This window comes from Crocosphaera sp. UHCC 0190, assembly GCF_034932065.1.
Lineage (GTDB): Bacteria > Cyanobacteriota > Cyanobacteriia > Cyanobacteriales > Microcystaceae > UHCC-0190.
On the sequence record NZ_JAYGHP010000022.1, the window covers coordinates 1 to 14,975 of the forward strand.

Consider the following 14,975-nt stretch of genomic DNA (forward strand, 5'->3'; position numbering starts at 1 on the left):
AAATTTATTAAATATGAGTGGATTGAAGTTGAGGCTTACGACAATTGGAATAGCTTACTTAGCTATCTCAAAAAAGTGCTTGATAATTTTGGAAAAGACTATGTAATTAATTTTGTTTAGGCACTTAGTAGTATTCCTAAAACAGTCCGAAAAATAACACCCCTTAAAAAAAATCAATAAAAGTCATTTAACATAAGTTGAAGTTTTTTGCTAAATTCTGGGAATACTAAGTCTAGTTATGTCTAATCTGTCTATTTTATCCTGTGGTTATTTTCTGTAACGGCTCGATTTTCTGTCAAATAAATTTCTATCATTCTAGATTTTTCTTCTGATTATTTCTGTAATTTTTCTTACTTTAAAACATCATGACTCATTGGAAAACGGGACAAAAATTACAAAGCGGCCGCTATGAAATTGACAAAATCTTGGGTTATGGCGGATCGGGAATTACCTACCGTGCTAAAGAACATTCAACAGGTAATTTGGTTGCCATTAAAACCCTCAATGCTTTGATTCAAAATCAGGATAATTTTAGTAAACATCAAGAACGATTTATTCAAGAAGCATTCTGTTTAGCTAAGTGTAATCATCCCCATGTTATCAAAGTTGACCAAGTTTGCCAAGAAGGTGAACTTTGGTGCATGATTATGGAATATGTTGCGGGAGGAACTCTCAAACAATATGCAAGCTATAAAGGGATTTTATCAGAAGAAGAAGCCTTAAATTATATTCAACAAATTGCCTCAGCTTTAATCTATATTCATCAACAAGGATTTATCCATAGAGATGTCAAACCAGGGAATATTATGCTTCGCAAAACTAATATGCAAGCGATTTTAATTGACTTTGGTTTAGCCAGAGAATTTGTCCAAGATAAAGTACAAACTCATACTAATTCTCGCACAGAATCTTTTGCTCCCTTAGAACAATATGAACTCAGAGCAAAACGGGGAGCTTATACAGATGTTTATGCTCTAGCTGCCACTTTATACTATGTTCTCACCTCTCAATTGCCCTTCCCTGCACCTTTTCGTCAACAAGGTATTAATCTTATTCCACCCAAAAATCATAATGCTAATATCAGTAATTCTGTTAATTATGCTATTATTAAAGGGATGGAACTTCGTTCAGAAAATCGCCCTCAATCAATCCAAGAATGGCTAGATTTATTGAAAACAAAACCCCTGAGTGTTCCCAAGAAAAAAAATATTAGAAACTCTCGTCAAGTACATCTCAATCCTGCCAGAAACGAGCAGTTAACTATGGCTACTGTCGCCCCCTCTCAAGGGAGTGATTTATCAAAAATTCCTTTAAGTATTGCTCAAGAAACACAAAAAACTAGCCAAAAATCATCAATAATTATTTCCAGAGCAGACACCAATATTGATTATAAAAACTTGCAAGGATTTCTCACCCTTGGTCATGTAAAAGAAGCAGATAAAGAAACTGCCAGGTTAATGTTAAAAATTGCTGATCGAGAAAAAGCTGGATGGTTAGATACAATTCATGTCGAAAATTTCGACTGTCAAGAGTTAAAAATAATCGATCAATTATGGTGTGAAATTAGTAACGAACGTTTTGGATTTTCAGTACAAAAAAAGTTGTATGAAAATCTGGGAGGAAATCAAGAATATAGTTCACAAATTTGGCGAGATTTTGCGGATAAAGTAGGCTGGCGAAACAATAATAATTGGTTATCCTATAAAGATCTTAATTTTAATCTTTGGGCCCCCCAAGGACATTTACCCATGTTAGGAATGCAGTTTTGGGGGTTTACTGGATGGTTAACAACCATAATCAATCGCCTAAATACTTGTCAAATTAAGTCGGAATAAGGTTAAATTTTTGATAAAATGGGATAAGTTAAATCAAGGAAGTTAAAGAAAATGAACTTATTCCCCTCTTTATTGGCAACCGCTGGTCAATTTCCCACCTATTTTGTCATCGTTTATGTTGTGGGTTTCATCGCTGCCGTTACAATTGGTTCTCTTGCTTGGTATAATTCTAAGCGTCCTGCTGGTTGGGAAGATGCCCAACGTCCCGATTTTGTTCCTGATATGGAATCCAAGGATGACGCTTCTGAAAAACAGAAATCCTAAACTCCTCCAAATTATTCCATCAACAATGCTAATCATCCCTAATTATTATCGTGAAGTCTTCTCAAATTGATCGCTTATTACAAGACTTAAAAGAAGCAGATGAATTAGCCCGACATAGGGCAACCGGCCAACTTTGGCAGATTTGGTTTGAACAAAAGGGAGAATTGGGTTTAGAATTACTGAGACGATCACAGTTTTTTCTAGAGGCTGGTAATCAACAAAGAGCCGAAGAAATTCTCACAGAAACGATTCAAAATTATCCTGATTTTGCTGAGGCCTGGAATCGACGGGCTGTCCTATATTTTACCCAAGAACAATATGAAAAATCAAAAAAAGATTGTGAACAAGTTGTACAATTAATTCCCTATCATTTTGGGGCTTGGCATGGGTTAGGATTATGTCTATTAGCCTTGGGAGAATATCGAGAAGCCATTGCTGCTTTCCGCAAAGCCTTAGAAATCCAACCCCATGCCTTAATCAATCAAAAATTGATTTTAGAATGTACTGCTCTACTGTAAGAAGTTAACCCCTAAACTGTTTTTCTATAGCATTAACTAACCATTCTCTAGGTAAAAAACGGGAAGCATTGACAAGAAATTGATTGCTTAATCCCCCTGTTACCAGATGAGATTTGTTGTTTTCCAGGGCGTTTAAGGCATCTTTCACAACAGCTTCGGCGGAGGTTAACCCATTACCATCCTTACTGGCAAATGTTAACGGAAAGTTCGCCCTTTCAAAGAAATCTGACTCCGTTGGCCCGGGACATAAAGCAGAAATATGAACCCCTTTTCCTTGATTTTCTGCCCATAAAGCCTCAGTAAAACTCAAAACAAAGGCTTTTGTTGCTCCATAGGTTGACAAATAAGGGAAGGGCTGAAATCCTGCGATAGAAGAAACATTAATAATTCCTCCCTGGCCTCGCTGCTGCATTTGCGCTAAAAATAAATGAGTCAACTCAACTAATACCGTCACATTAAGTTGAATCATGTTTAGTTGTTGAGATAAATTTCGTTCTGCAAAGGGGCCATAATCCCCAAAACCTGCATTATTAATCAATAAATCAACGGTTCGACCCAAATCTTTGACCTGATTATAAACTTTCTGGCCTGCCTCTGGTTCTGTTAAATCCTGTACAATCACATCAACTGCGAGGGAAGTCTGTCCCTGTATCTCTTGGGCAAGTTGGTATAGTTTATCTTGAGAACGAGCAACTAAAATTAAATTAGTCTCACGAAGGGCTAATTCTTGAGCAAAGGCCCGTCCAATCCCAGAAGATGCGCCCGTAATCAAGGCCGTTTTCATTATCATAGGACTACAATTTTAAGGGAGTTACTTTTGTTACGAATTGTAACGCATGATCGCACAAAACGATTTACTATGAATCATGGTAAGACCGTCAGTTGGTTGCTAGAGCAACTAACTCAATCCTACTCCGTCAATGATCCTAGACTGATGCCCCCCCAAATTGCCGATGCCGATGAAAGTTATTAAATCCCTAGTTCACTTTCTGCGATTGCGGCCGGGTGGCTTTTCTCTGTCCCTGATGGATCGCTACATAACTTCACAATTAATTGCCCCGTTAATTTTTTCCGTTGGCTTAGTTTCCACTTTAGGTGTTGCCATTGGTTATTTATCAGATTTAGCCAATAAAGTTGTCGATTCTGATTTGCCCTTAATGCAAGCGGTGCAAATCTTATTACTCAAAGTACCAGAATTTACCGCCTACGCCTTACCAATCTCGGTGATGTTAACCACATTATTAACCTATGGCCGTTTGAGTAATGATAGTGAGTTAATTGCTTTACGGGGATGTGGGGTAAGTCTTTATCGTCTCGTTGTTCCCGCGTTAGTTTTAAGTTTAGTAATAACAGTTGTTACTTTTTTCTTTAATGAATTAGTCGTACCCACCGCCAATTATCGGGCTACGGCGATCTTAGTAGAATATCTCCAAGAGGATCATCCATTTTGGCAAAATAAAGATATTTTTTATCCTGATTATGAACAAATTGTTTTGCCCAACGGCGAGACAAGAAAACGCTTAAGACATTTATTTTTTGCTGAAAAATTTGATGGTAAACACCTAAAAACTTTAACGGTTTTAGAATGGTTAGAAGAAAAACTCAATCGTATTGTGGTGTCTGACTCAGCTACTTGGAATACAAACGAAGATACTTGGGATTTTTTTAATGGGACAATTTATAAACTTGCCCCTGATGCTTCTTATCAAGAGACTCGTCCCTTTGAACATCGTCAATTACCTTTGAGTAAAGCTCCTTTTGAATTTGCCTTGCAAGGGCGAGATCCTTATGAAATGAATATTATTCAGGCACAGCAATATATGAGGATCTTAAAAGTGATGGGAGATGATAAAAAATTACGCACCTTTCAAGTTCGTATTCAACAAAAAATTGCTTTTCCTTTTATTTGTGTCGTCTTTGGGGTTGTGGGTTCAGCTTTAGGGGCTAGTCCCCAACAAATGAGTCGGGCTACCAGTTTTGGGTTAAGTGTGCTAATTATTTTTACTTATTACGTTTTAGGGTTCTTAATTGGTAGTTTAGGATTAATAGGCGTAATATCCCCATTTCTGGCGGCTTGGTTGCCCAATTTGATCGGATTGGCCATGGGAGGATGGTTACTTTATCGTTTTGCTGAGTCATAGGGTGGGACTTAGCCCGACATTTAAGTTAAAATTTTTGATTCAGAATGTAAAGAAATGTAAAAAACGCTAAGATTAAAGTAGCGATAAAATCCTTTTTTACAAGATGTCTCATACCAATCCCAGCGAACAAGAACTGCTCAAAACCGTTCTAGAACCATTATTAGAAGACTTTCAATATTGGTTTGTTCGCGCCCGTCATTTATTAGAATCAGAGCGCATCACCTTTTTATCCCTGGAAGAACAAGGGGAACTGTTAGAGCGGGTAAAAACTAGCGAACAAGAAGTTCATACCGCTAAAATTCTCTTTGAAGCCACCGGAAAACAAGCGGGAATCGAGATCAGAGCCTTAGTTCCTTGGCATAACTTAGTGGCTGAATGTTGGGGAGTCTCAAGGAAATGGCGATCTCTCTCCGCGAGTGCGGCTGCACCGCAGCAAAACCCCGATTTACCGTTGTCTTAAATATATATCAAGGTTGCAACAATCCCTAGATCATTCGACAATTCTTGGTAAGCTAATTAAAGATTATCTTAAGAAAAGCTTACGCTTCCCCTAATTACCCCCTAATAATTTTTAGCTGACCCCTTCACCTAACAGGTGCTTTATCGGAGGACTTCAAATGTTACATTTAATTTACATTGTGGCTTTCACAATTATTGCCTTTCTCGCCGTTAGTAATCTAATTCGTAGTTTAATTACCGTGAGTATGGATTCTCAGCGTCGCTATCCCCATCGAGGAACATCTCCTACCGAAAGAGATCTCAAATGGAATTCTCAAAAAACCATCCATCCCGAATTATTAGATGAGCGCGGAAACCCGATTAATGAACCATTATTAGTGATGCGTTCCGTGACGGTTGAAGATGCTAGACAACAGTTAGATGCCATATATAAAGCTTCTCCTAGTGCTTCCAAGGAAAAAGAAGAAGATTCTTAAACCCGTTGCCAGAAATGCTGTGGTATGAGGGATTCTCATGATAAGCGACCAACTCCCCCAACAATCTGCTAACAATTTGTAACATAACCCCTAGGCTAAAGGTGTCTGGGGGCTTATTATTATGATGAAAAGTCTACTCGCGCATTCACGCTTAGTCTTTTGTAACAAAAGGAAACAACTCTTATGAAACGATTGTTCGCGCTAATTCTCATTGCAACTCTGTGGTTCAATTTTGCGCCTTCTGCTTCTGCTGCGTATTCCAATCTGACCCCTTGTAGCGAAAATGCTGCCTATCAGCAAAAGTCCAAAAAATTCCTCAATACCACCAATGACCCCCAATCTGGTCAAAAACGTGCGGAACGCTATGCAGAGGCTTTATGTGGCCCTGAAGGCTATCCTCACCTCATTGTTGATGGCAATTTGAGTCATATCGGAGACTTTACCATTCCTGGTATTTTGTTCCTTTACATTGCTGGTTGGATCGGTTGGGTTGGCCGGGCCTACTTAATTGCTATCCGCAAGGAGAAAGATACTGAAATGAAAGAGGTCGTGATTGATGTACCTCTAGCTCTCAGTAAAATGCTGACAGGTTTTGCTTGGCCTTTAGCTGCCTTTGGTGAATTTACCTCTGGGAAATTAACAGTTAAGGATAGCGAAATTACCGTTTCCCCTCGTTAATTAAACACCTCTTGCACTTTTTCATTCATTATTAATTGTTGGGAGAACCATTCATGGAAGGTTTCACAAAGTTTCTGTCTACTGCCCCTGTCTTAATTATGGCCTTGTTAACTTTTACCGCAGGGATTTTGATTGAATTCAATCGTTTCTATCCTGATCTTCTTTTCCATCCCCTCGGATAAGGGATTATTAGACAAATTCAATCCTTAATTATACTGAGAGGCTGACAATATTAATCTTATTGTCAGCCTTTTTTTCCTCAAGGTTAATATCAAGAATTTTTAAGCAACAGTTAATTTTAAAGATTTGGGTAGATTTGTCCTGTAACATAAAACCTAAAAAGAGCTTTTTCAGAGGATAAATTAACTATATGTCAAGTAATCCTAAAGATACCTTTTCCTGGGTTGATCCCAAAGTGCGTTATCCTGGCGCACCTCCCTATGTAGTTGGGCTTCCCAAGGGAGAAGGGATGAGTCCCTTCAAGATTTTCATCTTTGATTTTACCGCGCTTATTTCTGTTTTAAGTTTGATTCTTGCTCAATTGTTCCATATCTTTGGCTTTTTAAGTAGAACAAAAATTGAATTTAAGGGAGTTGCCGATTTAGGCTTAGGAGCAGCTTTAGCTCCGGCTGATAAATGGGAAAAATTGCAAGATTTGTCCCAATTTTTTAAACCTTGGACATTATTACCAAAACCATTAATTGCTGATAGATGGGAAGAAGATGCCGAATTTGGCAATCAATTTTTAGGGGGACTCAACCCTGTTTTAATGAGAAAAGCTAATCCAGAAGATCTAGCAACTGATGGTAATTTTCCGGTAACAGATGACCATCTTAAACCCTATTTAGGAGATAATTTTTCCTTAGCATCAGCTTTTGAGAAAGGGAAATTATATTTACTAGATTATCAAATTTTTGGAGATATTATTGAGCCGAAACAAGAAGATCAACTAGGACGCTATACTGCTTCTCCCCTATGCTTATTTTATCTCAATGAGCAAGAACAGTTACTCCCTGTTGCAATCAAAGTTAAGCAAAAATATCAGCCAGAAACTGATCCTTATCCAGAGATTTTAACACCTAAATCTTCTCCAGTTGAATGGAAAGCGGCTAAATTAGCGGTTGCAGCAACTGATATTGCTTATCAAGGAATTATCGCCCATTTACTTGATACCCATTTAGTGATTGAAGTTTGTACCGTTAGTACCTATCGAATTTTATCCCCCGATCACATTCTTTATCAACTACTTAAACCCCACTTTTTTAACACCTTAGCTATTAATTATATGGCTCGTTCTACCTTTTTAGGGCGAGGCAATTTCTTTGATAGCACCGGGGCATTAGGTTACACTGGTTCTAATGAATTATTAAGCCGAGCTTATTGGGGCAAAGGATTAGTAACTGACTATGAAGGTGAACCTTGGGAATTCTACAAAAAAGCCTTACCTTACAGCTTAGAATCTCGTGGGGTAGTTAACTTACCTAACTATCATTATAAAGATGATGCACTCCTGATGTGGGATGCCACCAAAAAGTATGTTAGTGATGTGTTGAAAAATCACTACAAAGACAATAATGCAGTAGAAAGTGATGATAAATTACAAGCCTGGAAAAATGAATTAATTGCTCCCAATGCGGGAACCATTCAAGGGTTATTACCTCCCGAAAAAGCAGATCAATTAACAGGAAAACTCAATAACTTAGATGATCTCATTGAGATTGTCACCATCATGATTTTTCTGGCAACAACTCAACACGCTGCTGTTAACTTTGGACAGTATGATTATGGTGCTTGGGTTTCTAATATGCCCTTTGCCTTGTATAAGCCTTTTTCTTCTCTTTATGATGATGAGATCAAGACAGAAGAAGACCGAGAAAAAATCTTATTAGATTGGCTACCAGATCGGCAACAAACTATTAAGCAAATCGTCTTAGTTAAGATATTAACTATACTTCCTCCTTACACCAGTAAGAGTCTTTTAACCTTACCTAACCCCTTCCAAGAAGATGGGGATAAACAAGCGTTTAAGGCGTTTAAAAAGCAGTTGAAAGAAATTGAAGTTAAGCTGAAAGAACGTAATAATAAACTAAAACAACAGGGCAAAACACCCTATGTTTATTTACAACCTTCTCATATCCCTCAAAGTATTGCTATTTAGGCATGATTTGGGGTTTTATAGAAGGAAAGAAAGGGGGTGGTTTTATGGGATCACCCCCTAATGAGTACATGGATAAAAATAAACCTTACTGGTCTATAAAATTGTTTTTGATAAACTTTCGACTTTATTGGGATGTGTTTATTTATTGCGATCGCCCGCCAATGCAAAACGTTTATTTTGGGCGTTAGAATGGGCAGAAACAGAAATTCCTCAAACTTTGGCTGATTTGAAAGAGGAGTTAGGAATTGAGTCCCAACAAGAGAAATAAGTTAGATAAGCCTAATAACAATCCTAACATTTATACTTCTGCATTTTTATTAATTCCCTAATTCTTTCTCTTCATTTTTTATTATAACAATCAATCTCAAGATAAATTTTTTTTAGTGTTTTGAAGCATCAATCATGACTGCTCTCTGAAGGATCAGGGTAACTTGTGTTAAGTTAGTCAGTAGATTTGCAGACCTCTGGCTAAGTAATCATGACTAATACCCCCCCTAACCCTCCACCAGAACCGTCTGAAAGCGGTACATCATTATTAGGAAGACTGGTTAATTTTGTCAAGAAACCCTCAACTTTGATCGTTGGAGGGGTATTATTATCCCTAGGAGTTGCTGGGTATGGGGGTATCAATTATTTTGTCTATGAAAAGTTATCTCCACTTCTCTCATCAGAATTGAGCAAACTGTTAGAAAGAGAGGTAAGAGTGGGAGAGGTTGAAAGTTTTTCTTTCAATCATATTCGTATTGGAAATTCGGCAATTCCTACCCAAGAAAATGATAGAGATAGAGCAGATATTAAGGGAATTACTGTTAATTTTAGTCTTTTGCCTCTGCTTATTGGTCAACCTTTAGAGCTTGATGTAACTATTGATGATCCTAATGTTTATATTGAACAAGATAAAACAGGTAAATGGGTAAATTTACCAGAAATGAAAGGGGAGGGGGAGCTTAATTTACCGATTGATATCAAGGGGAATATTCGCTTAAATAATGCGGATGTTTCTGTGCTTCCTAATGGGTTTAAGGATATAGTTAAAATTGATGCAGCAGGGAAAGTCGGTTATATTTATAAGTCTAATGATGATCAAGAAGTTAGTTATGATTTAGGGGTTCAGCTTTTAAGTAGTAATATAGGTATTAAGGGAAAAACTCAGATTAAAACGTGGAAAACTGAGGCAGAATTGAGAATAAATCAATTGTCATTGCCTAAATTAGTTGCTTTAATTCCTAATTTACCTGTTGCTGTCAAAAGTGGATTAGTTAATAGTAATTTGAGTATTTCTTTGCCCTCTTTAGAAGGGATAGAAGGAACTCAAGGAGTGGGAACTTTTGATATTTCTAAGATTGAAGCAAATATTCAGCCCTTAAAGGTTCCTCTTAAGCTTAATTTAGGTATTGAATTACAAGGAAAAACCGTTCAATTTAAGAATACTAAAATTAGTTTAGGGGGTTTGATTACAGAAATTAAAGGGTCAATTAATTGGCAAGAAGGCTATAATCTTGATGTTGATCTCAAACCGTTTATTGTAGAGAATGTATTAAAACTTTTTCCTAACCAAATACCGCTTAAACTTGCTGGAGAAATTCAAGGAAAAATTCGCTTAAGTGGTGAAATTAAAAATCCTATCTTAACGGGAACTATTAATAATAGCAAACCATTGCTGATTGAAAAAACACAAATTCAAGCTCTTAAAACTGTTTTTCAAGCTAACTTAAATCAAGTTAACCTCAAACAATTTCAAATCAAACCAACAGCAGGGGGAGTAATTACAGCAACAGGAAAAGTAGATACAGGAATTTTAAAATCTCTTAAAGAAAATAAACCGATTAATTGGCAAAAAATGCCTATTGCTTTGGGTTTTCAAGTTCAATTACCTAATCAAAAATTAATTGAACCTTACTATAAATCGCCTCTAAATGTGAGTTTAGGTTCCCTAACTGCCCAAGGTAAAATTGGGGGAAACCTAGGACAACCTAAAGGAAAAATAGAATGGCTTGCGCCCAATATTGTAACAGTTTCCGGTCAAAAAGTATCAGGAAAAGGCGCAATTTTGTTAGCGGGAGAAAATGTTTTATTACAAGACACTGTTTTAACTTCTAACAGTGGGAATATTACCTTAAATGCTGTGGGTAATATTAAACGGAAACAATGGCAAAGCTTAGTGACTGCAAATAATTTTTCCTTAACCCCTTTTGTAAAATTTACCTGTTCCTTAATTAGTTGTCCCGCAGCTATTTTAACTCAAAAAATTACTCTAAGTAATGCCAATATTAACTTATCAGGAAAACTCGATAATTTTGCCCTCAATACTATTAATAGTCGAGGAAATCTTACCCTAAATGTAGATCAAGGTGCAATCGCCCTTAATACTAATCTTTCTCAAGGTAATCTTAACACGACTGCCATTGTTTCAGGGTTAATTCTTGACCCCTATCTTCCTAATATTTCTATTCCGGTACAAGTCAGAAACACCAAAATTAATTTATCCGGTTCCCTTGACCAACTTTTTGCCAATTCAACGTTTAATCTTAACCGTCTTAATATAGATGGTAATGTTCAATTAACAGTTGCAGGAAATCCCATTAATGCTAATCTAGAAATCGGTAATGGTATCTTAGCAGCCGTAGCTAATGTAGGTCAAATTCCTCTTAATTCCCTCATTCCTAATTTACCTGTAAAATCAAGCTTAGTTAGCAGTAACATTGCCGTAACAGGCAACCTCAACTCTCTCATTGCTTCTCTAGGAAATACCCCAGATATTAGTAGCTTTCGCGGGACAGCTAACCTACAATTAATAGTAGAAGGAAGTCTGGTCAATGCGACTGGAAAATTAGGCAGTAACATAATTAGCGGAGTCGTCGATCTTTCCCAATTACCTCTTAATAATTTTATACCTAATTTACCCATTCCTGCTCAATTAACTGGGGCTGAAATAACCCTTTCAAGTCGAGTTATGCCACTCCTATCAAGCACTCCTGACTTAAGCAGTGCTTTGGCAACTGTTAATTTAAGACTGGCTACTGCTGAAGGAACAATTAACACCTTAACTCACTTACAAAATAATCAATGGAATACAAAAATAGCTGCATCCAACCTCAATCCTGCTCTAATTTTAAGCCAGCTTGTTCCCAATGCCCCCCAAATAGAAATTAATGACTTGAATGCCCAAGCAACCCTTTCCGGTAGCCTTAAAAGCATTTTTGAAGGAGGCGGAACCTTACCAATTATAGCCAATAATATTGCCCTTCAAATCGATGGACAAAAGTTAGAAGCTAGTGGTAATTTACTAATTTCTAACCTCTTAACAAATCCTGATGCTCAAATTAACTTAACAGTTGCAGCAAACTCGAACTTTGCCAGCCTACCTTTAACCCAATTAATTTCCCTAATTCCTGTCGATCAAAAATTCCTACCAGAAGAAATAAAATTAAGAGGAATGGGAGAATTTAAGGGAACTTTAGTCGGTCAAAATTTACTAACTGCCCCCACAAACCCAGGTAATATAAAACTTTTAGGCGATGTAAAACTTCTTAATCTTGCCTTTAATGATCGTCAATTTGAACCCAAATTAACGGGCAAACTTAAGGCAATTATCGGGGAAACCATTGCCTTAAACTTACGAGGAAATGAAGATATTATCTCTGCTTCTCTGCAACCTTGTACTCGTGAAAATTGTCCCGCCCCCTATCTTCCTACATCCTTTGAATTACGTCAAACTTCAGGGGACAAACCACCCATCATTGCAACAGGAAAACTCAGAGGGGATGAATTCGTAGCTATCGTTAAAGAATTCCCCTTAGACATATTCAAAATTTCCCCAGGAAAAGAGTTTGGCATTCCTGGATTTATTTCAGGGGTTGTTAATACTGAAATTGCTATTAACCCCTTCACTTTAGAAGGAAAAGGAACTATAACTATAGATCAACCCAGTTTAGGATTTATTCAAGGCAATCAAATAACCGCAAATATTCTCTATCGAGATAACTTCGCCCAGTTAAAAAATGCTACCCTAAGTTTAGGACAAAGCCTCTATGCACTGCAAGGATCACTTAACTTGAAATCCGGGGCAATTCAAGGTAACTTAAATGTAAATCAAGGACGAGTTGAGGACTTATTAACAGCTTTAAAACTCTCCAATGTGGAACGACTTTTAGACTTATTAAAAATTCAACCCATTGATTATGCTGAAGCTCAAAATATTCCGGCCCAGTCTGTGGGAAATGCTAATGCTACCATCGCTGAACAAGTTAACTTATTAGCAGTCATCGATCAACAAATTCGAGAATTAGCGAGGAAACGAGAAGCGGGAGGTGTTCCCACAGAATTAGATATTCGTGGCCGCTTTGATACAGAAATTGCCCTCGGAGGAACCCTTTATAATCCTACCTTGAATGTCGAATTCACGGGTCAAAATTGGGAATGGCATCCTCAAGCATCCTATCCTGATATTGTAGAACCCTTGGGGTTAGTCATACGAGATCAACAAGTTATTCCAGTTAATCAAGTCAAAATTGCGGCCAGTTTTGTTGATAATGTCATCACGATTAAACCCACCAAAATTCAAATTAAAGATACAATTATCGCTTTAGATGGTCAACTTTCTCCCCAACAAATTGACCTTAATTGGCAACTTAATTACTTATCCCTGGATACCATTGGCAGCTTTATCAAAATCCCCTTAGATACATCAGGGGCCCTCAATGCTTCAGGAAATATCAATGGAACCCTAATTGCTCTCCAATTACAGGGACAATTTGCCTTCGTTGATGCAGCATTTCAAGGAAGGCCTTTAAATAAAACTGTTGAGGGACAATTTAGTTATCAAGATGAAAGGTTTAAATTATTAACAAATGAACCATCAATTATTTATGCTTCTGTTAATATTCCCTTTCCTCCTAATCCAAATAATAATGAATTCGACATTAATATTCGCCTAGATACTGACGCACTTAAATTGGTTAGTATTTTCAGCCGTGAACAAGTTTTATTAACCAGTGGAGAAGGGGAAGTTAAGGCAGAAGTGAAGGGAAAACTTGACTTTTCTCAGGGGTTACTTCTCTCTGCCTTAGATGCGAAAGGAATGATAACTCTAAACGAAACTGTTTTCCAAAGTTCAGCTTTACCTCAACCCTTAACGGTGAGTGGAAAAGTTGCAATGAATGACAAAGTAATTGATGTCCAACAACTCCAAGGAACCTTTGCTGATAGTAAATTAAATATCGCCGGAATTTTACCGATATTTACTCCTCAAAATAACCTTGAAAACCCTCTTACAGTAGCCATTGAACAAGGAGAAATTAATTTAGAAGGATTATATCGGGGGCAAGTTGATGGTCAAGTAATTGTTACTGGTGTGGCTATTCAACCCATTGTTGGGGGACAAGTTCGTTTAGCTAATGGACAAATTTTTATTCCTAAAACTTCTAGTGATGGTCAAGTAGAAACCGTCGCAACTATTAATCAATGGGTTAACCCACGTTCGAGAAGAGTAGCGAGTAATAATCAACCCGTTCTTTTTATGCCTCAACTCCAGAATTTTAAGGTGAGTTTACAAAATTTATTTGTTGAATCTTTGCCCTTATTTCGATTTGAATTCGGCGGTGATTTATTAGTTAATGGTTCCTTGGGAAACTTTAACACATTACAACCTCAAGGAGCAATTAATGTTAATCGTGGACAGTTTAACTTCTTAGATACTCGCTTTTTTGTTGAACGTCGTAATCAAAATCAAATCGTTTTTGACCCCAAACAAGGATTATTAAATCCGATATTAAATATTCAATTAAGAACTATTGTTTCTGATGTTTCTGGGACAATAAGAGGATTTCGCACAGAAGGAACCACCGAAATTCCTGATGATAGTCTCAATAAAGTGCAACGGGTTGATATTAATTTAGCCCTCAATGGTTCCCTCGCTCAGTTAGTTCCCAGTTTAGGAAAAAATGAATCAGAAGTCTGTCAAATTCATGATGCTTTGCAACCTATTACCACAACAGCTACCTTATCCGATGAAGAATTAGAAAAAGTTAGTAATTGTTTACAACTATTAGCAGAAAAAGGAACAACCGATCAACAATTATTAAGTAATCCAGCAATCAAATTAACCAGTAGTCCCTCACGAAGTCAGGGGGAAATTGTCCGTTTATTAGGGCAACAATTCTTGGTTTTAGCAGAAGCATTCCAAGGACAAAATACAGAACAATTAATTCAATTTGGTATTGTTCAATTGGCCTTGCCGATGCTTTTCCAAAGTTTAGTTTATGATATAGAAACCTCTGTTAGCGATACCATTGGTAGCACAGATTTTCGCATTGTTCCCTTTTTAGAAACCATTTATGAAGTTGAAGATAAAGGTTATGTTCGTCTATCCTATGATTATGGTTTTAATGAGTTTCGTGTCAGATATGAAAAACGGTTTTAATTCAGAACCAAGAAGTATTTGAAGT

General features: G+C 37.1%; 12 protein-coding genes and 2 pseudogenes. 13 read left to right on the forward strand and 1 reads right to left on the reverse strand.

Going from position 1 to position 14,975, the window contains the following annotated elements; genetic code table 11:
- From VB715_RS20465 to VB715_RS20480, 4 genes and pseudogenes are all read left to right on the forward strand, one after another.
- A pseudogene (locus VB715_RS20465) lies at positions 1-120 on the forward strand (IS630 family transposase); the annotation flags it as partial.
- A gap of 245 nt (positions 121-365) precedes the next feature.
- The gene (locus VB715_RS20470; RefSeq protein ID WP_323303050.1) at positions 366-1,835 is read left to right on the forward strand and encodes a serine/threonine-protein kinase; all 1,470 of its coding nucleotides are present in this window, start codon (positions 366-368) and stop codon (positions 1,833-1,835) included.
- A gap of 51 nt (positions 1,836-1,886) precedes the next feature.
- Complete coding sequence (gene psb35, locus VB715_RS20475; RefSeq protein WP_323303051.1) at positions 1,887-2,099, forward strand: photosystem II assembly protein Psb35; 213 nt, start codon at positions 1,887-1,889, stop codon at positions 2,097-2,099.
- Positions 2,100-2,149: 50 nt separating this feature from the next.
- Positions 2,150-2,617, forward strand: a complete 468-nt coding sequence (locus VB715_RS20480) for a tetratricopeptide repeat protein (RefSeq protein ID WP_323303052.1) — start codon at positions 2,150-2,152, stop codon at positions 2,615-2,617.
- A 4-nt stretch (positions 2,618-2,621) separates the two neighbouring features.
- On the opposite strand, the gene VB715_RS20485 is transcribed toward VB715_RS20480, so the two are convergent.
- Positions 2,622-3,401: an SDR family oxidoreductase gene (locus VB715_RS20485; RefSeq protein ID WP_323303089.1), complete on the reverse strand. Its 780-nt coding sequence runs from the start codon at positions 3,399-3,401 to the stop codon at positions 2,622-2,624.
- A 33-nt stretch (positions 3,402-3,434) separates the two neighbouring features.
- Between VB715_RS20485 and VB715_RS20490 the strand changes: the two genes are divergently transcribed.
- The 9 genes and pseudogenes from VB715_RS20490 (at position 3,435) to VB715_RS20530 (ending at position 14,950) form a co-directional block, all read left to right on the forward strand.
- On the forward strand, positions 3,435-3,590 hold the full coding sequence (locus tag VB715_RS20490; RefSeq protein WP_323303053.1) for a hypothetical protein: 156 nt from the start codon (positions 3,435-3,437) through the stop codon (positions 3,588-3,590).
- Positions 3,577-4,758: an LptF/LptG family permease gene (locus VB715_RS20495; protein ID WP_416336967.1), complete on the forward strand. Its 1,182-nt coding sequence runs from the start codon at positions 3,577-3,579 to the stop codon at positions 4,756-4,758. The genes VB715_RS20490 and VB715_RS20495 overlap by 14 nt, the downstream gene beginning before the upstream one ends.
- Before the next feature lie 103 nt (positions 4,759-4,861).
- Complete coding sequence (locus VB715_RS20500; protein WP_323303055.1) at positions 4,862-5,218, forward strand: DUF2605 domain-containing protein; 357 nt, start codon at positions 4,862-4,864, stop codon at positions 5,216-5,218.
- Positions 5,219-5,375: 157 nt separating this feature from the next.
- Entirely contained in the window at positions 5,376-5,693 is a 318-nt protein-coding gene (locus VB715_RS20505; RefSeq protein WP_323303056.1) for a DUF2973 domain-containing protein, read from the forward strand.
- A 183-nt stretch (positions 5,694-5,876) separates the two neighbouring features.
- Entirely contained in the window at positions 5,877-6,371 is a 495-nt protein-coding gene (locus VB715_RS20510) for a Photosystem I reaction center subunit III (protein ID WP_323303057.1), read from the forward strand.
- Between the two features lie 53 nt (positions 6,372-6,424).
- On the forward strand, positions 6,425-6,553 hold the full coding sequence (psaJ, locus tag VB715_RS20515; RefSeq protein WP_323293760.1) for a photosystem I reaction center subunit IX: 129 nt from the start codon (positions 6,425-6,427) through the stop codon (positions 6,551-6,553).
- A gap of 188 nt (positions 6,554-6,741) precedes the next feature.
- Positions 6,742-8,529: a lipoxygenase family protein gene (locus VB715_RS20520; RefSeq protein WP_323303058.1), complete on the forward strand. Its 1,788-nt coding sequence runs from the start codon at positions 6,742-6,744 to the stop codon at positions 8,527-8,529.
- A gap of 100 nt (positions 8,530-8,629) precedes the next feature.
- Positions 8,630-8,797 (forward strand): annotated as a pseudogene (locus tag VB715_RS20525) (prevent-host-death protein); the annotation flags it as partial.
- Positions 8,798-9,007: 210 nt separating this feature from the next.
- Entirely contained in the window at positions 9,008-14,950 is a 5,943-nt protein-coding gene (locus VB715_RS20530) for a translocation/assembly module TamB domain-containing protein (protein WP_323303059.1), read from the forward strand.
- Positions 14,951-14,975 lie beyond the last annotated feature (25 nt).